Annotated in this window: 19 protein-coding genes and 1 tRNA gene; 4 read left to right on the forward strand and 16 right to left on the reverse strand. The window is 60.6% G+C overall.

The genetic code is table 11. The features are described 5' to 3' along the window. Positions 1 to 7 precede the first annotated feature (7 nt). The 8 genes from CI603_RS03720 to CI603_RS03755 form a co-directional block, all read right to left on the reverse strand. Positions 8 to 703 carry an ABC transporter permease gene (locus tag CI603_RS03720; RefSeq protein ID WP_183122233.1) on the reverse strand — a complete coding sequence of 232 codons (696 nt, stop codon included), beginning with the start codon at positions 701 to 703 and terminating at the stop codon, positions 8 to 10. 1 nt (position 704) lies between these two features. Continuing rightward, positions 705 to 1436 (reverse strand): ABC transporter ATP-binding protein, encoded by a 732-nt coding sequence (locus CI603_RS03725; RefSeq protein ID WP_121913095.1) that lies wholly within the window; start codon positions 1434 to 1436, stop codon positions 705 to 707. A 99-nt stretch (positions 1437 to 1535) separates the two neighbouring features. After that, complete coding sequence (locus CI603_RS03730; RefSeq protein ID WP_121913096.1) at positions 1536 to 2267, reverse strand: TetR/AcrR family transcriptional regulator; 732 nt, start codon at positions 2265 to 2267, stop codon at positions 1536 to 1538. 126 nt (positions 2268 to 2393) lie between these two features. Further along, positions 2394 to 3077, reverse strand: a complete 684-nt coding sequence (locus CI603_RS03735) for an NUDIX hydrolase (protein WP_121913097.1) — start codon at positions 3075 to 3077, stop codon at positions 2394 to 2396. A 36-nt stretch (positions 3078 to 3113) separates the two neighbouring features. Next, positions 3114 to 4031, reverse strand: a complete 918-nt coding sequence (locus CI603_RS03740) for a Nif3-like dinuclear metal center hexameric protein (protein WP_121913098.1) — start codon at positions 4029 to 4031, stop codon at positions 3114 to 3116. 48 nt (positions 4032 to 4079) lie between these two features. Beyond that, entirely contained in the window at positions 4080 to 6974 is a 2895-nt protein-coding gene (gene polA, locus CI603_RS03745; RefSeq protein ID WP_121913099.1) for a DNA polymerase I, read from the reverse strand. Between the two features lie 8 nt (positions 6975 to 6982). Beyond that, positions 6983 to 7630, reverse strand: coding sequence for an ANTAR domain-containing response regulator (locus CI603_RS03750; RefSeq protein WP_015021953.1), 648 nt, complete (start codon positions 7628 to 7630; stop codon positions 6983 to 6985). Between the two features lie 49 nt (positions 7631 to 7679). Continuing rightward, a tRNA-Leu gene (locus tag CI603_RS03755) sits at positions 7680 to 7753 on the reverse strand. A gap of 121 nt (positions 7754 to 7874) precedes the next feature. Between CI603_RS03755 and CI603_RS03760 the strand changes: the two genes are divergently transcribed. Continuing rightward, the gene (locus tag CI603_RS03760) at positions 7875 to 8468 is read left to right on the forward strand and encodes an NUDIX hydrolase (RefSeq protein WP_121913130.1); all 594 of its coding nucleotides are present in this window, start codon (positions 7875 to 7877) and stop codon (positions 8466 to 8468) included. A 208-nt stretch (positions 8469 to 8676) separates the two neighbouring features. Here CI603_RS03760 and pyk read toward each other — a convergent pair whose 3' ends face one another. The 6 genes from pyk to CI603_RS03790 all read right to left on the reverse strand — a co-directional run bounded on the left by pyk (position 8677) and on the right by CI603_RS03790 (position 16806). Further along, entirely contained in the window at positions 8677 to 10119 is a 1443-nt protein-coding gene (gene pyk / locus CI603_RS03765; protein ID WP_121913100.1) for a pyruvate kinase, read from the reverse strand. Between the two features lie 114 nt (positions 10120 to 10233). Further along, the gene (locus CI603_RS03770) at positions 10234 to 11232 is read right to left on the reverse strand and encodes a TerC family protein (protein WP_121913101.1); all 999 of its coding nucleotides are present in this window, start codon (positions 11230 to 11232) and stop codon (positions 10234 to 10236) included. A 174-nt stretch (positions 11233 to 11406) separates the two neighbouring features. After that, positions 11407 to 13518, reverse strand: a complete 2112-nt coding sequence (uvrB, locus tag CI603_RS03775; RefSeq protein WP_046323013.1) for an excinuclease ABC subunit UvrB — start codon at positions 13516 to 13518, stop codon at positions 11407 to 11409. 38 nt (positions 13519 to 13556) lie between these two features. After that, positions 13557 to 14213 carry a dephospho-CoA kinase gene (coaE, locus tag CI603_RS03780; protein ID WP_259465467.1) on the reverse strand — a complete coding sequence of 219 codons (657 nt, stop codon included), beginning with the start codon at positions 14211 to 14213 and terminating at the stop codon, positions 13557 to 13559. 62 nt (positions 14214 to 14275) lie between these two features. Then, on the reverse strand, positions 14276 to 15781 hold the full coding sequence (gene rpsA / locus CI603_RS03785; RefSeq protein ID WP_046323014.1) for a 30S ribosomal protein S1: 1506 nt from the start codon (positions 15779 to 15781) through the stop codon (positions 14276 to 14278). Between the two features lie 104 nt (positions 15782 to 15885). Beyond that, positions 15886 to 16806 (reverse strand): bifunctional methylenetetrahydrofolate dehydrogenase/methenyltetrahydrofolate cyclohydrolase, encoded by a 921-nt coding sequence (locus CI603_RS03790; RefSeq protein ID WP_121913102.1) that lies wholly within the window; start codon positions 16804 to 16806, stop codon positions 15886 to 15888. 211 nt (positions 16807 to 17017) lie between these two features. Here CI603_RS03790 and CI603_RS03795 point away from each other — a divergent pair, with 211 nt between their 5' ends. Next, the gene (locus tag CI603_RS03795; RefSeq protein WP_121913132.1) at positions 17018 to 17893 is read left to right on the forward strand and encodes an ABC transporter ATP-binding protein; all 876 of its coding nucleotides are present in this window, start codon (positions 17018 to 17020) and stop codon (positions 17891 to 17893) included. After that, the gene (locus CI603_RS03800) at positions 17890 to 18717 is read left to right on the forward strand and encodes a metal ABC transporter permease (RefSeq protein WP_110425339.1); all 828 of its coding nucleotides are present in this window, start codon (positions 17890 to 17892) and stop codon (positions 18715 to 18717) included. The genes CI603_RS03795 and CI603_RS03800 overlap by 4 nt, the downstream gene beginning before the upstream one ends. A 6-nt stretch (positions 18718 to 18723) precedes the next feature. Here CI603_RS03800 and CI603_RS03805 read toward each other — a convergent pair whose 3' ends face one another. Together CI603_RS03805 and CI603_RS03810 are read right to left on the reverse strand one after the other, a co-directional pair. Next, a complete protein-coding gene (locus CI603_RS03805) occupies positions 18724 to 19203 on the reverse strand; it encodes a 2-C-methyl-D-erythritol 2,4-cyclodiphosphate synthase (RefSeq protein WP_121913103.1) in 480 nt (159 codons plus the stop codon). 14 nt (positions 19204 to 19217) lie between these two features. Then, complete coding sequence (locus tag CI603_RS03810; RefSeq protein WP_046323018.1) at positions 19218 to 19838, reverse strand: CarD family transcriptional regulator; 621 nt, start codon at positions 19836 to 19838, stop codon at positions 19218 to 19220. A gap of 224 nt (positions 19839 to 20062) precedes the next feature. On the opposite strand from CI603_RS03810, the gene CI603_RS03815 reads away from it, so the two are divergent. After that, complete coding sequence (locus CI603_RS03815) at positions 20063 to 20800, forward strand: response regulator transcription factor (RefSeq protein WP_046323019.1); 738 nt, start codon at positions 20063 to 20065, stop codon at positions 20798 to 20800.

Raw genomic sequence — 20800 nt, forward strand, 5'->3', positions numbered from 1 at the left:
CAGCCGTTCAGGGCAGTTCGATCTTCATGAGAGTCCGGCGAAGCAACCACCAGGCCGGCAGGGAGGCCAGAAAGATGATAGGAAGTACAAGCGCGGACAGCAGTGGGGAAAGGGAGAGCAGGTTGCCCACCAGAGCGTCCAGCAGGAGCAGGACCCCAAACATGATGGGCAGCGAGCGTTTCCAGAAGCCCAAGGAAAGGGCAATGCCGACCAGCCCTGCCAGTCCCGCGAGACTGGTGACCAGCATGAAGAGAACCTGTCCGAACAGGCTGCCTGGCGAACCCTTTCCGAGTGAACCCACAAGACGGTCGACCAGCAGCAAGACGGTCAGGGTAACGGCCGTCCCCGCCAGATAGGACAGGGCCGTGAAGAAGCCGACGAACACCAGTTTGGCCAGCAGAATTCGTTCCCGCGAGATGGGGCACGACAGGGTGAGTGTCAGATTCCTCCCTGTATAGGGTTCGATGAAGACCAGGTTGCAGAGGGCAGCGGCCACCAAAGAGAAACCTACCAGAAGGATGACCATGGCCATCTGCAACACGAAAGCCAGACTGGACAGCCGAGGATCAGACCGCCCGCTCGTGTGGCCAATGGCCAGGAACATGCCTCCCAGGGCCAAGGATGCGGCCACCACTGCCAGTCCTGCGAAAATGCAGGGCCATAGTCTCGTCTTTTTCAGCTCCAATTGCAGCAGCGTCTTCATATCAGCCCTCCATAGCATTGATCAGGGTCTGTTCGGCGGCCTCTTGGCCCTTATTGAGGAGCTCAGAGACGCTGGCCCGCAGACTTACCCTGCCGTCCGCCACCACCATCACACGGTCGGCAGTGTGCAGCACCTCGGAGAGGATGTGGCTGGAAAAGAGGACCGCACTGCCTTGGGCAGCCAGACTTCGCAGGCTGTTTCGCAACTGTCCGATGGCCACAGGATCCAATCCGTTGAGCGGCTCGTCCAGTAGGTAAAGGTCAGGATGATGGCCCATGCATCTTGCCAGGGCCAGCCTCTGCCTCATGCCCATGGAATATCTGCCAACAGGCGTGGTTGAATCGGCAGTCAATCCGACGTTCTCCAAGAGTTGGCTGATTCCGGCAAGATCAACGGCTCTATGCTCCCCGCTTGCCAACGCATGGTAGGACAGGTCGATCTCCAGGTTCTGCCTGGCACTGAAGGACTCATAAAATACGGGCTCGTTGATGGACACCCCCATCCTTGCCAAGCTGCCCGGGTAGCCTTCGCTGAGAGGTTTCTCCAGAAAACGGACCCGTCCGCCGGCAGGTCTTTGCATTCCAGTCAGAATCTTCAACAGCGTGGACTTGCCAGCCCCGTTGGCTCCCAACAGGCCCAGAATTTCGCCCTGCTCCAATGACAGGTCCAGCCCAGCCAGCACCTCCCTGCCTTCAAACACTTGGACGATACCGTCCGCCTCCAGAACTTTCATGAAACTCCTTTCAAAAATACCAATGGTATGTTTAGCGGAAACAAAACCATTCACCCGTTGAGTGCCCGAATCCTGCTAATCGCCAGAGCCCTCTCGGCCCTAAGAGATCTCTCGGCTCAGAGAGGCCTCGTGATCCTGATCCTGGTCACATTGCTCCTGAGTGGACTCCCCACCACGGGCAGTCAGTGGATTGCTCTTCAGATGCGCATGCAAGTGCACGGCTGCGCGAATGACCCGATCATCTATGACCGGTGCCCCGATCCCCTTGAGCATATCGGCCAACAGAGTGAACTTGGAAACCACTTGGTCCCGAGTCATGGTCGAGAACCGGATCCCTATCCACATGTTGAGCAGAATATAGAGCACCTGGGCCAGATCCTCGGGATAGCAGGGGGCAATGGAGCCGTCCTCCACGCCTTCTCGAACGTAGGGGGTGATCACGTCCACAATCCTGTCCATGGATTTCAAGTACATCTCCCCGACCATGCGGGGGCTCTTCAGCAGGGTTCTGGCTGAAAAGGTCACATCGAGACGCGAGTAAGCCGACAGGGAGGCAATCAGCTCGTTGCGCAGTTTGTCAAGGCCAGTTTTTCCGGGCCATTCCCCCAGCCAGTCCCCCTGGGATGAGGACGAAGCCATGCGCTCAGTGACCGCATGGAAAATGGCCGTCTTGGAAGGAAAATGGTAGTAGACAGCTCCCTTGGTCATCCCACCCAGACCATCGACAATGTCCTGAATGCTGGTTCCGTCGTAGCCCTTTTCCAGGAAGAGCCGCTCGGCTACATCAAGGATCTGATTGCGATGCCCTTCGGGATCCTTCGGCGTGCCCATGCGGTGCTCCCCTTCCTGTCAGTGCATCAATGCCTGACCATCCTGGTCTGACCATCTTGTCCGGCAAAATGCTATCATACCACTGGTATGTTCTGCTTGGCCGATCATGAACTTTATGCCTCGACATTAATCCTTCTGCAGACGACGAATGGCCTCGTGCTGAATGGCAACCACCGCCTTGGCATCGGCGACTCCAGCTGCGCACAGCTCCTGCCAGGAGACCCAGGCCGACTGTATGTGCTCGCCCGGGTCGAAGTCGGTTGGCCCCTGATGCCAGCGACGCAAATGCAGGACCACGATGTGTCCGAGCTCGTCGCTCATGCCCAGGGAGGAGTAGACATCGGGAGCTGCATCAATCCAGCCGTTGTCCGGATCCAGATGGCTTTCTGAGCCCGGAGCACCCTCAGGCCCGGGTACCAAACCGGTCTCCTCACGCAGCTCGCGCAGGACGGCCTTGACAGGGCTCTCGCCCGGGTCGATGAAGCCGGCTGGCAGGCCGAATACGTAGGCCTGGGCGCCCACCCGGTACTCGCGGGTCAGCAGATAGGCATCGGCAGTGCAGTCGTGCACCAGCATGACCACGCAGGGGGCATGACGGATGAGCTGTCTGTCGATGATCTCCTTAGAGCCGTCACGCCGGAACATGGCCACCTGCTGTTGGTCGATAACGAATATCGGACCGCGGAAGACCTCCCTATCATCCATCAGCTCGGGTACACGGGTCATATCGATGCCCTTGGCCCCCTGGGCATCCCGGTCGGCCAGTCTGGCGGCCAATCGTGCCTGCAGATCCTGTGCTTCATCGCTCATGCAATCATTCCTCCTCGATCATCAACCCCCCAGCCGTCAGCGCACCACCATGGTCCAAGGGTCGGTGACGATTGATGAGACCTCCACCTGTGGACGAACACCAGTAGCCATCTCCAGGGCCCTGGCAATGTCTCCCTTGGCGTATCGGAACCAGAGACTTTCGATGGCCGAGTGCGGGGTGTTGATCAGCATGGGTCTGGGCTGATTGGGACGACCCGCCATCCGGGCCTCATAAAGGGCCTGCTGGTAGGCATCCGTGGCAGGATGATGGCGCAAATCGCTGGTGATGTAGACATCTGCCCCCGTGGACCGGACCAGGTCGAACTCGGAGTCCCCCGAGCCGGGCAGCAGGGCGACCGTGGAAACCATGGCCTCGGGCACACCGACCGCCTGAACCCCCAGAGCCGTCCTGGGCAGGAGGCCCGCCACGGTATGGACCAAATCCTCAAATGGTGCGGGCTTAGGAAGTCGTCCCCAACGACCCAGGCCTACCTGAATCCCCTGATCAGCGTGCAAATCGCGTTTAGAGACCGACTGAGGCGCCAGTGGTCTCGCCTCCTGCAGGTCAAGAACATCGGCAGCGGCCTGGGCCACGCCACGGTAAGCAGCATCAGCGTTGGTATGCCCGACCCAGAGCCCACAACGGCCCTCAATCAGCCTGGTTATCATATCCCCGCGGAAATCCTGGCCGGAAACCTGGTGGACCGACCTGAAGAAGAGCGGATGGTGGGTGATCAGCAGGTCGGCCTTGTGGTCAAGAGCCTCCTGAACCACATCGGGCCGAGGGTCTACGGCGCACCAAATCCGCCTGACCGGCCAGGACGGATCCCCCGCCACCAGACCAGGATAATCCCAGTCCTCTGCGTATTCCAAGGGGTAAAGCCCCTCCAGCAGATTCACAACCTGGCCCAGGGACACCGAAGGCCTCTGAACCTCATCTTGCCCATCAGACATAACGATCCCTCCTCGGATCCTGCTGGGCCCAGACCACCCCATGTTAGTTCAGTGAGCGGCCAGCTCCCAATCCTGGCCAATGCCGGTGGACACATCCAGGGGCACGGCCAATTCAACGGCATGTTCCATGGAATCCTTGACCAGTTTGGTGGCCTTGTCGGTCTCTCCGGGAGCGATCTCCACCAGCAATTCATCGTGGATCTGCAGGGAGATTCGGCTCTTCAGCCCCTGATCGGACAAGGCACGGCTGGCCTTGATCATGGCGATTTTCATGATGTCGGCAGCTGACCCCTGGATGGGCGCGTTCAGAGCGGCCCTCTCGGCGGCTTCGCGGGTAGGACGACGCTTGGAACGCAACCCCGGGAAGTAGCGCCGCCGACCGAACATGGTCTCGGTGTAACCCTTCTCACGGGCATCGGCCACCAGGGACTCCAAGTACTCATGGACCTTGCCGAAGGTGGCGAAGTACTTGGCGCGCAGCACATCAGCCGCGGCCGGACTGATCTTGAGCTGCTGGGCCAGGCCATAGGTGCTCAGTCCATAGGCCAGCCCATAGCTCATGGCCTTCACATGGGAGCGCTGGTCCCCAGTGACATCCTCCATGGGGATGTCGTAGACCAGACTGGCCACGTACCGGTGGAAGTCAGCGCCAGACTTGAAGGCATCAATTAAGGCCTGGTCCCCGGAAAGATGGGCCATGATCCGCAGCTCCACCTGGGAGTAGTCCGAGGAAAGCAGCGCCTCGTACCCGCTGCCAGGCACGAAGGCCGAACGAATCTCACGCCCACGGGCATCCCGGTTGGGAATGTTCTGCAAGTTGGGATCAACCGAGCTCAACCGGCCAGTAGCGGCCACGGTCTGCTCGTAGGTGGTGTGCAGCCGTCCATCCCGGGGATTGACGGCCTCGCGGAGGGTCTGCACAATCTGCTTGAGCTTGTTGGTCTCCCTGTGCTTGAGGAGCGCGCCCAGGAAGTCGTTGGCCCGTTCGTTGTTGACCGATTTGATGTACAAGTCCTGCAGGACCGAGACGTTGGTGGAATAGGAACCGGTCTTAGTCCTATGGGTGGGCACCAGGCCCATGTCATCAAAGAGCACCTTGCTAAGCTGCTTGGGGCTCTGCAGGTTGACACGGCTGCCGGCTTTATCCCAAGCGATTTCCTGAGCCTGACGGGCCTCTGCGGCGAACCGGTCGTGCATCTCCTTCAGGCGGGCATCGTCCACCTTGGCGCCCTCGGTCTCCATCTGCGCCAGGACTGCGGAGGTGGGCAGCTCTATGGTGCGGAGCAGCCCGTACTGATAACGCTCGTCCATAAGTTCCTGCAGGCGCTCGGAAACCATCATGACGTACTGCGCCTGACGAAGAATCCGAGTCCCCCGTCGACGCTCGTCCTCATCCTCTCGCCCGTCCAGGGCCAGGGCCCCCTGTGTGGCTTCAGGCTCCTCCTCTACGGGGATGGCCAGGAAATGGGCTACGGCCTGTTCCAGATTGTCAGCATGGAAATCAGGCTCAGCCAGATAGCCTGCCAGCTTGGTATCGAACAGGGGCAGGGGCATGTGCAGTCCCTGGCTCTCCAAGAAGTGCAGATGCTCCTTGTAACCATGGACCACGCAGGTGCCAATCCGCTGGTCAATCAGCTCCTGGATGGCCTCACGCATGGCTTCGTCAATGTCTTCCGCCATAAGGACCAGGCCGTGGCCATCCATGGAGAGAACAGCCAGTTCCTCCAGGCCGTAGTCGCCGTGCTTGGCCCAGCCGATGGCGTGAAGAACCCAGTGCTCTTTCATGGCTTCACTGCAGCGCATGGCATTCTGGTCGGAGTCTCCGATGTCTTTAATTTGGTCCAGGGCATCGGCCATGGCCTTGACATGGTCTGCCGAGCGCCGGCAGAGGGCCTTATCCGGCAGATGCTTCTCGCACCAGTCCCGCAGCTGGTCGGCGGACTCCGCCTTATCACGCTCGGGCTGCGTGAACTCCTCTTGTTTGTTGCTGACATCCACCAGCGCTGAAGCTGGAGAGTAATCGTAATCGGCAACCGTGTTGAATCCGCGCAGGATCTTCTTGCGGGTTTGCGGGCCGAACTGAAGCTGCTCAAAGATGGGCAGAACCTGATCCGTATGGATGGTGCCGAAACGCAGATCCTCCACCTTCACACCCAGATCCAGGTCGCGCACCAGGGCATTGACTTTCCGGTTGAGCCGCACCTGGTCGGCATTCTCCGCCAATGCCTGGCCCTTCTTGCCGCCGATTTCGTCAGCGTGTTCCAGAATGGAATCCAACGATCCGTACTTGTTGATCCACTTGGCGGCATAGCCGTCGCCCACGCCCGGCACGCCAGGGATGTTGTCGGCCCCCTCGCCGCGCATGGCGGCCAGATCCGGATACTGCTCCGGGGTCACCTTGTAGCGATCCATGATGGCCTGGGGCGTCATATGCTTAAGGTTCTTGAAGTGGTGGCCTGGGTAGAGCACGGTGATGTCATCGTCCACTAGCTGGAAGGCATCCCTGTCCCCCGACAGGACCAGGGTCTTGAACCCGGCCTGCTCCCCCATGGTGGCCAGCGTGCCGATGATATCGTCGCCCTCGTAACCGGGCTTTTCGATATAAGTGATGCCCAGGCCCTTAAGCAGGTCTTGGATCAGAGGCAGCTGGCTCAGCAGTTCCTTGGGAGCGGCTTCACGGGTGCCTTTGTATTGGGGCAACATTGCGTTGCGGAAGGTGCCGCCCTTGACGTCAAAGGCCACGCCCATGTGAGTGGGCTTCTCCTTGGCCATGACATCCGCCAGCATGGTGGCAAAGCCCCATACCGCGTTGGTGGGTTGCCCCGTCGAGGTAGTGAAGCTCTCGACGGGAAGGGCATAGAAGGCCCGGAAGGCCAGCGAATGTCCATCGACGACCAGCAGGGTGTGGCCGTCCTTGTCCTGCTCCTTCGTCTGGTCTTCCATAAGAATGACTAACGATCGTTCTGATTGGCCACGTTGTTGATGACCACGTCGGCCACCTCCTGCATGGTCAGCCTGCGGTCCATGGAAGTCTTCTGGATCCAGCGGAAGGCCTCAGACTCAGTCATGCCCATGCTCTCCATGAGCAGGCCCTTGGCCCTGTCCACCCGCTTCCGGGCTTCGAAACGGGCCTTCATGTCGGTGACCTCGTCCTTCAGGGCGTTGATCTGATCGAAGCGTGAAATGGCCACCTCGAGGGCGGGCAGCAGCTTTTCCGGAGCAAAGGGCTTGACCACATAGGCCATAGCCCCAGCATCAGCCGCCTTCTCGACCAGACTCTGCTGAGAAAACGCCGTCAGCATAACCACCGGGGCCAGATTTTCCTTGCCGATCTCAGTGGCGGCGGTAATGCCGTCGGTGCCAGGCATCTTCACGTCCATAACGACTACATCGGGTCTCAGCTCACGAGTCAGATCAATGGCCTCCTGGCCGCTGGCCGCCTGGCCGACCACGTCATAGCCGGCATCCTCGAGAGCTTCGACAGTATCGAGCCTGATCAAAGCCTCATCTTCCGCCACAACCACGGTCCGCCCTTCGGGGGAATCGCTGCGGTTCTTACTCTCTGAAGCCACTTTCAACCTCGTTTCCTGAAAGTCCATCCTGGCTCCACCGAAAACCGATGAGTGACGGATGGGGTTCGCTTTATCGTGCCCCCGGTGAGACTCGAACTCACACTGCACGGATTTTGAGGCCGTTTCCTCTACCAATTGGGATACGGGGGCTTTTCGTTACCACAGAGAATTTACCATACTTTGGCGACGACGCAAGGTTATTCGTGTTGAATCTGCCTTAGAATGAAGACAGTTATGTATACAGGCACATCAGCAGTCGAAGGAGAGCATGATGACCACTCAGATCTATCGACGGTTCGATCCTTGGCGCACCTCCCCCGTCCAGGAAAAGGCCCGCAAGCAAATTATGGACAGCCATTACTTCAGCGTCGACAGGGTCACCTTTGAATCCAGTAACAATCAGACCTTCGATCGCAGCATCGTCAGCGAGAAGCATGGAGACACCATCGCCGTCCTAGCCATCACCGACGATGGAAGGATACCCCTTGTCGAGCAGTACCGTCTGCCCACCCATCGTTGGACCCTTGAGCTGCCGGCCGGCCATCCGCTCAACGACAAGGAAGCCCCCATCGATGTGGCTACCAGACGACTGCGCGAAGAGGCCGGATACAAGGCCGCCTCCTTTAATCAGTTCGCGAGGTTCATCAACACTCCAAGCTTCTCCACGCAACACACCACGCTCTTCTATGCCGAGGGCTTGACAGCGGTGCAACCCTCCAGCCTGGCACCAGAAACTCCCCACCAGGATGTGCGGCTCTTCACCGTGGACGAGGCCTATGACATGGTAATTGCAGGGACCATATTGGATGCTAAAACCACCATCGCCATTCTGCGAGCCAAAATCGGACTGTCCGACCTGCACTGAGGCTGTTCCTGCGACAATTGCCTGCTACCTATACGCCTTAGCAGCGAGCCGACTAGCACAGGAGCAATCACATAGCGAACCGGTGACCTCTCCCCCTACCTTGTTAGGCGGGGAAAGACCACCGGTTCTTTGCTGTGTCAGCATCGAATGACCCTAACGGTCCAGCTGTCTGGCTGACTCAGACGGCAGTCAGGCAGCAGTCCGGAGATCAGTCGTTGGCGCCAACTGTGTGGACGTAGATGCAGTCGGTGTTTCCCGGCTCATACTCGCCCTGGGCGCTACTGAGCACCACCAGGCAGTCGCCGTCGGAGACCTTGCCCTGCTTCTTCAAAGTGGCGTCCACGAAGGCCATGAGGCCTGCGCGGTTGAAGTCGTGGTAGTCCTGCTCACACATGAAGGCCTCGGTGCCCCAGCTCAGTGCCAGCCAATGATAAGTGTGCTCATCGGTGGTCAGCGCATAGATGGGGGCGGCCGGACGCTCGCGGGAGACGCGGTGCACGGTGTTGCCGGTCTGAGTGAAGGCCACGATGGCCTTGGCGTTGATCTTGTCAGCCAGGTCCACGGCAGCGGAAGAGACAGCACCCGAGTTCGACATGTCGAGGTTGTGCATATCCGGGATACGATCAAACCCGTGGGTGGTGGCGTATTCGGAGATCCGGGCCATTGTAGAGACCGTGGTGTCAGGGTAGTCGCCCACGGCGGTCTCGTTGGAGGTCATGGTGGCGTCGGCACCGTCAAGGACGGCATTGGCGCAGTCGGAGGCCTCGGCGCGGCTGGGGATGGGCGAATGAACCATGGATCCCAGAACCTCGGTAGCGACGATGACTGGCTTGGCGTACTGACGGGCCAACTCGATGCAGCGCTTGGTCACCAGGGGAACCTGCTCGAACGGCATCTCCACAGCCATGTCGCCGCGGGCTACCATGATGCCGTCGAAGGCTTTGACAATCTCCTCCAGGTTCTCAACCGCCTGGGGCTTTTCAATCTTGGCCACGATGGGGATGCGGCGACCCTCCTCGTCCATGATCTCATGGGCGCGGTCGATGTCGGTGGCGAAGCGGACGAAGGACATGGCAATGATGTCGGCGCCGGTGCGGATGCCCCAGCGCAAGTCCTCCTCGTCCTTGGGGGTCAATGCCGGTAGGCTCACGGCCACGCCGGGTAGGTTGATGCCCTTGTGGGAGGAGACCGGTCCAGCCACGACCACCTTGGTGTGAACCTGGTTGCCCTCGACCTTGGTGACCTCCAGACGGACCTTGCCGTCATCAATCAGAATGGGATCGCCGGGATGGCAGTCACCGGGCAGACCCTTGAAGGTGGTGGAGGTCATGTGTTCGTCACCCTCGACATCGTCGGTGGTGATGGTGAACTCCTGGCCCTCCTTGAGGAAGACCTTGTCTTCGCCCTGCTCGTTCTTCTTGAACCAGCCGCAACGAATCTTAGGACCCTGCAAATCAACCAGGGCCGCCACGTTGCGTCCAGTCTCCTTGCTGGCCTGACGCACGTTGTTGTAAACCTTGAGGTGATCTTCGGGGGTGCCGTGAGACCGGTTGAGCCTGGCCACATCCATGCCGGCCCTGACCAGCTTGGTGATGTTCTCCAGCGACTCCGAAGCCGGCCCGATGGTATCGACGATCTTGGCTTTGCGCATATGCTACCTGCCTGTTCTTTTTCTTACTTACCGTTCTATTGTACAGACTTAGGCTGTTGGGAACCAGTATTTACCGTTAGCGCTAACAATCCTTGTGGCTCAGGGGATTGCTAATTACTTTTCTCCCTGTGCGGCTGAATCAAAGGACTGATGGCGACTCTTAAGCACTGAGGCCAGTGCGGATATGCCGATGGCCAGGACGATGACCAGCAGGGATGCCCAGGTCGGTATCTCCGGCACGGCAGCCAAGGACCGCCCGCCGTTGATGAAAGGCAGCGTGTTGCCGTGCAGAGCCTCCATGATCAGCTTGACTCCGATGAAGGCCAGAACCACAGCCAGCCCAAGGGGCAGATACTCCAGCTTGTCCAGCAGGGATCCAAGCAGGAAGTAAAGCTGCTGCAGGCCCAGCAGGGCAAAGACGTTGGAGGTGAAAACGATGAAGGGATCCTTAGTCAGTCCGAAGATGGCCGGAATGGAATCGAAGGCGAACATGACATCTGTAGTGCCAATGGCCAGGAAAACCACCAGCATGGGCGTAAAGTAGCGCTTGCCCTCAAAGGTGGTCCGCAGATGCTCACCGTCATAGTGGCTGGTGATGGGGATGACCCGGCGCAGGATCCTGATCAGCCCGTTCTCGTGGTACTCCTCCTGCTTGCCGCGGCTGGAGACCATGTTCCAGGCGGTATAGAGCAGGAAGAAGCCAAAGATGAAGAATACCCAAGTGAAGCGGGTAATTAGTGCCGTTCCGGCCAGGATGAAGACGCCGCGCAGCAGTAGGGCGATAGTGATGCCGATGCTGAGCACATAGCGCTGAAGACGCAAGGGCACGGCAAAATTGCTCATGATGATGACGAAGACGAAGAGGTTATCGATGCTGAGCGAGTACTCGGTCAGCCAGCCCGAGTAGAACTCGATGGCCGGCTTGGACCCAGCCACCTTCCAGATCAGCGCACCAAAAATCAAGGCCATGACCACGAAGAAGGCAATGTGCCGCACGCACTCGCCGGTGGAAGGCACGTGTGGTCGCCGTCCGATCACCAGAAGATCGACCACGAAGAAGAGGGCCAGCACAACCAGGCTCACAACCATGAACGGCAGAGGTGTCTCGGACATATCACCTGACTCTAGCGGCAAGATATGACGTGCTCATCTCCCCGGCCCGCCCATCAGAACATCCTCGCAAGCGGTTTTCCGCAGGATCGTGCCTGTGATTCCCTCATTCATTGTCACAAGCTTGAAGCATGGCCTGGTCGGACCAAAAGCCATGTGCCAAGGCTAAGGCTGAACTTATTTTTTGGCCTCGGTCATCTGTCTCAGCTCCTTCTTCAGATCCTTGATTTCGTCGCGCAGACGGGCTGCAAGCTCGAACTGCAGCTGTTGCGCAGCCGTGTGCATCTGGTCGCTCAGCTGACGAATCAGGTCGGCAAGATCCTGCGCCGGCAGACCAGCCTGGAGAATCTCCTGGTGCCGCTTGTCGGCCTCCTCCTTGTCGTAGAGGGGAACGCCCAGGTGGGAGTTGCCGGCCTTGTTGGCGTTGCGGTAGCCTCCTGCCAGCAGGGTCTGGGTATCCACGTCCTCCTTGGCCAGCATGTCGTTGACATCGCTGATCTTCTTGATCAATGGCTTGGGATCCACGCCATGTTCCTTGTTGTAGGCGATCTGCTTGGCCCGACGACGATTGGTCTCGCTAATGGCCTTGTCCATGGAGTCGGTGACCTCGTCGGCGTACATGATGACCTTGCCGGACACGTTCCTGGCCGCACGGCCGATGGTCTGGATCAGTGAGCGGTATGAGCGCAGGAAGCCCTCCTTGTCCGCATCCAGAATGGCCACCAAGGAGACCTCAGGCAGGTCCAGCCCCTCGCGTAGGAGGTTGATGCCCACGATGACGTCGATCTTGCCCTCGCGCAGCTCCCGCAGGAGCTCCACCCGCCTGAGGGTGTCCACGTCAGAGTGCAAGTATTCCACTTTGATGTCGCGCTCAAGTAGGTAATCGGTCAGGTCCTCGGCCATTTTCTTGGTCAGCGTGGTTACCAGAACCCGCTCGTGGCGATCCACCCTCGTCTTGATTTCGTCCAGGAGATCATCCACCTGGCCCTTGACAGGCCTAACCTCCACCTCGGGATCCAGCAGGCCTGTGGGCCGTATGACCTGCTCTACCACCCCGTCGGACAGGCCCATCTCATAGTCGCCTGGCGTTGCCGACAGGTAGACGGTCTGGCCCACCTTGTCCAGAAACTCAGGCCACTTCAGCGGACGGTTGTCCATGGCCGAAGGCAGGCGGAAGCCGTGCTCCACCAGAGTCCGCTTGCGGCTGGCATCCCCCTCGTACATGGCTCCGATCTGGGGGACGGTCACATGCGACTCGTCGATGACCAGCAGGAAGTCGTCAGGGAAGAAGTCCAGCAAGGTGTGAGGCGGCGTCCCAGGTTCGCGCCCGTCGAAGTGACGGGAGTAGTTCTCCACTCCGGAGCAAGTGCCAATCTGGGTGAGCATCTCCAGGTCATAGGTGGTGCGCATAGTCAGCCTCTGGGCCTCCAGCTCCTTGCCCTGCTTGCGCAGTTGGCCCACACGCCAGTCCAGCTCCTCCTTGATGGTCTTCAGGGCGCGCTCCATCCGTTCGGGACCGGCCACATAGTGGGAAGCGGGGAAGATGTGCACTGAGGTCTCATGGGCGATTTCGTCCCCGGTCAGCGGGTGCAGGGTGGAGATGCGGTCGATCTCATCGCCAAAGAATTCGATGCGGACGGCCAGCTCCTCATAGACGGGGATGATCTCAACCGTGTCGCCGCGCACTCGGAAGGTGCCTCGGGTGAAGGCGATGTCGTTGCGCTTGTACTGCATGTCCACGAACTTGCGCAGCAGGTCGTCCCGGTTGATCCGGTCCCCCTCGTGCAGAAAGAGCATGCGGCCGGCGTACTCCTCGGGCGTGCCCAAGCCGTAGATGCAGGAGACGGTGGCCACCACCACGCAGTCGCGCCTAGTCAGCAAGTTGGCAGTGGCGGCGTGCCGGAGCCGCTCCACATCGTCGTTGATGTTGGAGTCCTTCTCGATGTAGGTGTCCGTCTGGGGAATGTAGGCCTCGGGCTGGTAGTAGTCGTAGTAGGAGACGAAGTAGGAGACCGCATTGTCGGGCATGAGCTCGCGGAACTCGGCGCATAGCTGGGCGGCCAGGGTCTTGTTGGGCTCCAGAATCAGAGTGGGCCGCTGCAGGCGCTCAATCAGCCAGGCCGTGGTCGCGGTCTTGCCGGTGCCGGTGGCGCCCATGAGCACCACATCGTTCTCGCCATTCTCAATCCGTGTAGCCAGCTCCTCGATAGCCTCTGGCTGGTCGCCGGAGGGCTTGTAGGGAGACTTGACCACGAAGGGCTTATCGGTCCGCTCTATGTTGAACCCCATGAAACTCCCTTCCAGGATGCGTCATTCGCCAAGGCCCGTCAGTTACTGTGCGAGGAACCCTGGGCCAAGGATTTCAGCTCTCCATATATCCTATCAACAGACTCGAACATTTGTTCGATAGGCTGTGACCCGTCCACCAGCAGGTCGGCCTGAGCGCGCCGCGCACTGCTGTTGGTCTGTGAGCCAATGCGCTCAACAGCCTGGCTTAGCGTCATATGCCGCTGATTCACCATGCGCGCAATCCTCACCTGACTGGGGGCTTCTACCAGCAGAACCTTGTCAAAGTGAAAAGGTATGGCTGAGCGCACCTCGGCCAGCAGGGGCACGTCGTGGACCACCACATCGGAACCCTCCAGCCAGGGCCGCTCGGCTTTGGCGGCCAGGTCATAGACCAGCGGATGGATGAGGTCGTCCAAATCCTTGCGGTCCCGGTCGGCCGTCGCTCCTCCGAAGACCCGCGCAGCCAAGGCTGACCTGTCCACTCCCCCATGGCCGTCCCCGCAGTCTGCTCCGAACCGCTCGAGGACCGGCCCTACCCCAGGTCCGCCCGGAGCGATGACCTCGTGGGAGAGCCTGTCGTAGTCGATGACCCTGGCCCCGTTCCGAGCCAGCCGAGCCGCCACCGTGCTCTTGCCGGCCGCAATCCCGCCGGTCAATCCCACACGTATCATCCAGACCTCCCAGGCAATGCTCATGGCAGCACATACAAATGGAGGGACCCGACCGAGGCCGGACCCCTCCATTCACTACTTAATGCTCACTTCTTTTCCTTGAGCAGCTGCTCGCGCAGGGCGGCCAGCTGATCGTCGGAGGCCAAAGTGCCCTCGGAGCTGGACTCCGAGCTGTAGTTTGTGGTCTCCTCGGAGCTCTGACGGTGGGAGTGGGAACCGGCGGCGGGCGCCTGGGAGGACCGGCTGTCCTCGGCGGCCGAAGCCTCGGCGTTCTCCAACTCCTTGGCCACGAAAGCCTTGTGCTGCTCCCAGAGGTCGTGGGCGGCCGCATACTGGGACTCCCACTCCTCCCGCTGCTTCTCGTAGCCGGCGATCCACTCGTTGCTCTCGGGATCGAAGCCCTCGGGGTACTTGTAGTTGCCGTCCTCGTCATATTCGGCAGGCATGCCGTAGATGGCCGGGTCGAAGTCCTCGGAAGTCGGGTCGACAGAGTCGTCTGCCTGCTTGAGGGACAGCGAGATGCGGCGGCGATCCAGATCGACGTCAATAACCTTGACGAAGATCTCCTCGCCCTGCTTGACCACGGTCTCTGGGTTCTCCACGTGGCGGTTGGCCAGCTCGGAGATGTGAACCAGGCCCTCGATGCCGTCCTCGACGGAAACGAAGACACCGAACTGCACAATCTTGGTGACCTTGCCCTTGACGATCTGTCCGGGCACATGGGTCCGGGCGAAGCGCTGCCAGGGGTCTTCCTGGGTGGCCTTGAGGGACAGCGAGATACGCTCACGGTCCATATCGACATCCAGCACCTCGACGGTGACCTTGTCGCCCACCTTGACGACCTCGCTGGGGTGATCGATGTGCTTCCAGGAGAGCTCGGAAACGTGAATCAGGCCGTCCACGCCGCCCAAGTCGACAAAGGCGCCGAAGTTGACGATGGAGCTGACCGTGCCCTCGCGGATCTGGCCCTTCTTGAGCTGGGCCATGAAGGTCTCGCGCACCTCGGACTGGGTCTCCTCCAGGTACTGGCGGCGGGAGAGGACCACATTGTTGCGGTTCTTGTCCAGCTCCAGGATTTTGGCCTTGATCTTCTGGCCGATGTAGGGAGACAGGTCGCGCACACGGCGCATCTCGACCAGGGATGCGGGCAGGAAGCCCCGCAGACCGATGTCGACGATGAGTCCGCCCTTGACGGCCTCGATGACGGTGCCCTCGACGACTCCGTCAGCATCCTTGATCTTCTCGATGTCGCCCCAGGCACGCTCGTACTGGGCGCGCTTCTTGGACAGGATCAGACGGCCTTCCTTGTCCTCCTTGGTGACGACCAGAGCCTCAATGGTGTCACCGACCTGGACCACATCGTCGGGATCGACATCCTTCTTGATGGAAAGCTCGCGGGAGGGAATCACGCCCTCGGTCTTGTAGCCGATGTCCAGCAGAACCTCGTCATGGTCGATCTTAACGACCGTCCCCTCGACCAGATCCCCATCGTCGAAGTTCTTGATGGTGGAATCGACTGCCTTGATGAAGTCTTCCTCGGATCCGATGTCATTGACCGCGACCTGAGGGACTTCCTTGTTGTTCTCTGCCATTAATTAAATTGTTTCTTGTATAGTTGGTGGATATTTTTACCGTTATTGAGTTATGCGTTCCCGCCGGCAGGCGTGAACATTCCCCATGATAGGAGACACCACGGTCATTGTCGCCGGGGAGCCTCGGGCGTGTCGCGCGCAGGGATTCCTGCGGCTCGCTCAGCGGAATCGACCACATTGGCCAAGAGCATAGCCCGGGTCATGGGCCCCACACCGCCGGGATTTGGCGTATAGGCAGCTGCAGACAGCCTGGCGGCCGGATCGATGTCGCCCTTGACCCGCCAGCGCTTCTCCTGCTGATTCCAAATCCGGGAGACGCCTACATCCACCAGGACGGTACCCTGGCGAACCTGGTCTGGGCCAACCAGCCCGGCTTGGCCCACGGCTGCAATGATCACATCAGCCCTGCGCAGATGGGCATCAATATCTTTGGTGCGGGTATGGCAGAGGGTCACGGTGGCATCCACCCCGCGGTTGGTCAGGAGCAGCCCGATGGTGCGACCCACAGTCAATCCTCGGCCCAGCACGCAGACCTCCTTGCCGGCCAGGTCAATCCCGTAATGGTCCAGCAGGTACAGGACCCCCCGCGGGGTGCAGGGCAGGGGGGTCCGCACCCGGCCGTCGGCATGCAGAACCAGCTGGCCCAGATTGTAGGGATGCATGCCGTCGGCGTCCTTGGCCGGATCGATGCGCTCGATGATCTCAGTGGGGTCCACTCCATCGGGTAGGGGCAGCTGGACGATATAGCCGGTGCAGTCAGGATCCTGGTTGAGCTGATCCACTGCAGCTAGAATCCGATCCTTGCCGGCATCGGCGGGCAGATCCATTCGGATGGACCTGATGCCCACCTGGTTGCAGTCCCGGTGCTTGCCCTCCACATACTTGAGCGAACCGGGATCCTCCCCTACCAGGATGGTCCCCAGGCCAGGAGTGCGTCCCATGGCCGTCAGCCTAGCCACGCGAGCGCGCAGGTCCTCCTTGAGTTCTGCAGCCGCCGCCTTTCCATCTAGTTTCACTGCCGTCAATAGGTCTCCATCATTCAAGCGGGCGCAAACCCTTGTCAAAGTTGTCTGAGCCAGCCTAGCGCAGATTCCTCCCCGACTGGAACCACTGTCCAATGGCCGGTCCGGGAGGACTTGGCTGACGAAGTTGCGCGCTGTCCCCTTCTCCACCATAATGAGAATCATGCTCAATAAGAGCAGGATCACCAATTTGGATGCCTGTGAGAAGGACGCCATGGATACGGACACAGATAGAACATCCACGCAGGCCTGCATCGTCTTCGACCATGCCGCCATCCGCCGATCCGGGCGGCTGATCTGGTCGGAAGGAACCTTCGCCATTCCATCGGGGACCGTAACCGCCATCGTGGGCACCAACGGCACCGGCAAAACCAGCATGATGCAGGCCGAGCTGGGCTTGCTCCCCCTGGATGCCGGCAGCCTGCAGGTCCTGGGACAGCCGGCCGGCCAAGCCAACGACCACATCGGCTACGTACCCCAGAGCTATACCTCGGATATCGACTCCAACCTGACGGCTGAGCAGTCCGTTCTGCTCGGGCTGACCGGCACCCGCTTCGGCATCCACCCCGTCACCCGGCAGGACCGCGAGCGCGCCAGAAAGGCCATGCGCTTCGTCGGTGTGGAGGACAGGGCCCACCTGCGCCTGTCACAGCTCTCCGGCGGCCTGCGCCAACGGGTGGCCATCGCCCAGGCCCTGGTCTGCGATCCTGATCTGCTCATGCTGGACGAGCCCCTGGCCAATCTGGATCTGGCCGGGCAGCGCGCCACCGTCCACCTTCTGGCACAGCTCAACAGCCGTCTGGGCATGACCATCCAAGTGGTGGCCCATGACCTGAACATGCTGCTGCCGGTACTGACCGGAGCGGTCTACCTGCTGGACGGGCACCCCCACTACGCCCGCATGGACGACGTGCTGGACTCGGACCTGCTCACCCACCTCTACGGCACCAAGGTGGAGGTGGTCACCACACCCCAGGGGGATATGTTCGTAGCCCCCGACATGGACGAGCCGATCGGACCCGTCCACAATCGCTATCAACCCAGCCAGGTGGCCCGCCTGCATGGAACGGACCGGGAAAGGACCTCATGACCACACAAGTCTTCGATCCCCATTGGATGGAGATCCTCGCCGCTCCCTTCATGCGCAACGCCATGGTGGCTGGCCTGTGCATCGCTGTGGCCGCTGGAGCCATGGGCTACTTCACCATCGCCAGACACTCCACCTTCGCCGCCCATGCCCTGGCCCATATCGGGTTGCCAGGCGCCACGGGGGCCGTCCTGCTTGGGCTGCCGGTCTCGGCTGGCATGGGCCTGTTCGCCCTGGGCGGGGCGCTGGTCATCGGCGCCCTGGGCAAGCGGGCCTCCCAGAGGGAAATCGCCACGGGCACGGTCCTGGCCTTCGCCACCGGCCTGGGGCTCTTCTTCGCCAGGATGTCCAGTTCGGCCTCCCAGCAGATGCAGGCCATCCTCTTCGGATCCATCCTGACCATCACCCGAGGGCAGGTCATCGGCTTCATAATCTTCGACGCAGTCCTGTTAATCCTGCTGGCTCTGATCTACCGGCCCCTGCTTTTCAGCTCCTTGGATGAGCAGGTGGCCCAGGCTCGCGGCGTGCCCATCGGGCTGATGAACCTGACCTTCATGGCCATCATGGCCGGGGTTATCACCATCGCCGTGCCAGCAGTGGGGACCCTGCTCATCTTCGCTCTGGTCGTCACCCCAGCGGCCACGGCCAACATCCTGGTGGCCTCTCCCCTGAGGGCCATGCTTCTGTCGGGACTGATCTGCCTGGCTTCCATCTGGGGAGGCCTGGTGATTTCGGCCATGGTGCCAGCCCCGCCAAGCTTCATCATCGTGACCCTATCCACCCTCTTTTGGGCTCTGGCCAAGGGATGGGCAGCCCTGCGTGCCTGATGCCAGTCAGCCCACCAGCGCGGTGGCCATGACGGCGATGCCCTCGTCGTGACCAGTAAAACCCATGCCATCAGTGGTGGTGGCGGTCAGCCGAACCGGTGCGCCAACTGCCTGGCTCATGGCCTGCTGCGCCAGGTGGCGACGAGAAGAAAGTCTGGGGCGCTGGCCGACGATAACCAGGGAAGCATTGAGCAGCCTGCGACCGTGCTCATGCAGGCAGGTCATGGTTTTCTCCAACATGGCTGCCCCATGCATGCCCGCTCCAGGAGCCTGTGCACCCAGGCCGAACAAGGTGCCTATATCGCCCAAGTCAGCAGCTGACAGGATGGCATCAATCAGGGCATGGGCAGCTGCATCACCGTCAGAATCGCCTAGCAGGCCAGGGGTTCCATCATTCCAGGACAGGCAGGCCAGCCAGAGGGGACGTTCACCAGTCGGATCGAAGCGATGGGCATCAAAACCCAGTCCGATGCTTGGATGATCCATGGCCGGCTCCGGCCTCAGCGCTTACCCTTGGTCTTACCCTTGCCCTTGGTCTTGGCAGCCTCCTGGGCCACCCGTGCCAGAGTCTTGGAAGCTGGCTCCTTGGGGGACTTGGTATGGTGCTTATCGTCACCGGGCATGGGCTCCGCATAGCCCAGATTGACGTCCAGCAGACGCTGGGCCTCATCCTCGTCCAGATTCTCGGACAGGGCGATCTCGGAGGTCAGGATCTTGCGGGCCTTGATCAGCATCCGCTTCTCGCCCGCCGACAGCCCGTGCTCGTCCACGTCGCGTTGGGAAAGGTCTCGCACTACCTCGGCGATCTTGTTGACCTCGCCGGTGGCGATCTTCTCTACGTTCAGCTTGTAGCGGCGGGACCAGTTCATCTCCTTCTCCTCGACCACCGGAGTGCGCAGAATCTCGAAGACCTTGGCCACCGCCTTGGCGTCGACGATGTCCCTGACGCCCACCTTGGCCGCGTTCTCGACGGGGACGTTGATGACCAGCCCATCCGAGGAGAGCACGGACAGCTGCAGGTACTTGCGGGTGACACCCTTGACAGTCCTTTCGGTGATGGCATCCACTCTGGCGGCCCCATGACGCGGATAGACGACCATGTCACCGACCTTGTAACCCATATGCCCTCCAGAACGAGTCGAGAAAATACCATATAATAATGCCATTGCGCATGGACTTGCCGACGGGGACTCGACGACGACGCGATTCTCTGCGAGCACACTTCCCCTGGAGGCTCTGAAGACTATTCTGGAAGAAACGACGGTGGTGGAACGAATGCCGACAAGGCTCCACCCCGCATGACGAGCATCGTTTTGCGGATCAGTGATCGAAGACAGAGGTAGGCATGATCAAAAACACAAGCCGCTACACTACACCCAGCACCATCCTGGTGGTTGAGGACGAACCCACCCTGGCCACCGCCATCGCCCAGCGCATCACCGCCGAAGGGTGGACGGCACGGGTGGCCTCGGACGGTGCCAGCGCCGTGCAGGCCGCATCCCAGATCAAACCCGACCTGGTCATCATGGATATCATGCTGCCCGTCATGGACGGACTGGAGGCCACCAAGAGGATCGTGGCCGAGCGGCCGGTACCGGTGCTGATTCTGACCGCCCGGGACGATGAGGCCGACAAGGTGACCGGTCTGGGCGCCGGTGCCGACGACTATATGACCAAGCCCTTCTCCATGCGCGAGCTGATCGCCCGCTGCAAGGCCCTCCTGCGCCGGGTGGAGCGGGCCAAGGTCATCGCCAAGAACTCCGAGAACGAGAAGGTGCTGGATTTTGGATCCCTGGTCATCGACCCGGCCCAGCGCATCGTGACCCTACGCGGGGAGCAGATCCATCTGACCCCCACCGAATTCGACCTGCTGGCCACGCTGGCCCGCCGACCCAAGTCCGTACTCACCCGCGAGAAGCTGCTGGAGGAGGTCTGGGACTGGGTGGATGCCTCGGGCACCAGGACGGTGGATTCCCACGTCAAGGCCCTGCGTCACAAGCTGGGCTCGCAGATGATCCGCACCGTGCATGGAGTGGGCTACGCCTTCGAGCCGCCCGAGGATCAGGACCAGGACCAGCGGTAA

The sequence above is a fragment of the Bifidobacterium sp. wkB338 genome, assembly GCF_003688325.1.
Lineage (GTDB): Bacteria > Actinomycetota > Actinomycetes > Actinomycetales > Bifidobacteriaceae > Bombiscardovia > Bombiscardovia polysaccharolytica.

What these genes read in the sequence shown, in the direction of transcription:
- CI603_RS03720 (WP_183122233.1), bottom strand. Translation starts at nt 703, where the DNA reads ATGAAGACGCTGCTGCAATTGGAGCTGAAAAAGACGAGACTATGGCCC.
- CI603_RS03725 (WP_121913095.1), bottom strand. Translation starts at nt 1,436, where the DNA reads ATGAAAGTTCTGGAGGCGGACGGTATCGTCCAAGTGTTTGAAGGCAGG.
- CI603_RS03730 (WP_121913096.1), bottom strand. Translation starts at nt 2,267, where the DNA reads ATGGGCACGCCGAAGGATCCCGAAGGGCATCGCAATCAGATCCTTGAT.
- CI603_RS03735 (WP_121913097.1), bottom strand. Translation starts at nt 3,077, where the DNA reads ATGAGCGATGAAGCACAGGATCTGCAGGCACGATTGGCCGCCAGACTG.
- CI603_RS03740 (WP_121913098.1), bottom strand. Translation starts at nt 4,031, where the DNA reads ATGTCTGATGGGCAAGATGAGGTTCAGAGGCCTTCGGTGTCCCTGGGC.
- polA (WP_121913099.1), bottom strand. Translation starts at nt 6,974, where the DNA reads ATGGAAGACCAGACGAAGGAGCAGGACAAGGACGGCCACACCCTGCTG.
- CI603_RS03750 (WP_015021953.1), bottom strand. Translation starts at nt 7,630, where the DNA reads ATGGACTTTCAGGAAACGAGGTTGAAAGTGGCTTCAGAGAGTAAGAAC.
- CI603_RS03760 (WP_121913130.1), top strand. Translation starts at nt 7,875, where the DNA reads ATGACCACTCAGATCTATCGACGGTTCGATCCTTGGCGCACCTCCCCC.
- pyk (WP_121913100.1), bottom strand. Translation starts at nt 10,119, where the DNA reads ATGCGCAAAGCCAAGATCGTCGATACCATCGGGCCGGCTTCGGAGTCG.
- CI603_RS03770 (WP_121913101.1), bottom strand. Translation starts at nt 11,232, where the DNA reads ATGTCCGAGACACCTCTGCCGTTCATGGTTGTGAGCCTGGTTGTGCTG.
- uvrB (WP_046323013.1), bottom strand. Translation starts at nt 13,518, where the DNA reads ATGGGGTTCAACATAGAGCGGACCGATAAGCCCTTCGTGGTCAAGTCT.
- coaE (WP_259465467.1), bottom strand. Translation starts at nt 14,213, where the DNA reads ATGAGCATTGCCTGGGAGGTCTGGATGATACGTGTGGGATTGACCGGC.
- rpsA (WP_046323014.1), bottom strand. Translation starts at nt 15,781, where the DNA reads ATGGCAGAGAACAACAAGGAAGTCCCTCAGGTCGCGGTCAATGACATC.
- CI603_RS03795 (WP_121913132.1), top strand. Translation starts at nt 17,018, where the DNA reads ATGGATACGGACACAGATAGAACATCCACGCAGGCCTGCATCGTCTTC.
- CI603_RS03800 (WP_110425339.1), top strand. Translation starts at nt 17,890, where the DNA reads ATGACCACACAAGTCTTCGATCCCCATTGGATGGAGATCCTCGCCGCT.
- CI603_RS03805 (WP_121913103.1), bottom strand. Translation starts at nt 19,203, where the DNA reads ATGGATCATCCAAGCATCGGACTGGGTTTTGATGCCCATCGCTTCGAT.
- CI603_RS03810 (WP_046323018.1), bottom strand. Translation starts at nt 19,838, where the DNA reads ATGGGTTACAAGGTCGGTGACATGGTCGTCTATCCGCGTCATGGGGCC.
- CI603_RS03815 (WP_046323019.1), top strand. Translation starts at nt 20,063, where the DNA reads ATGATCAAAAACACAAGCCGCTACACTACACCCAGCACCATCCTGGTG.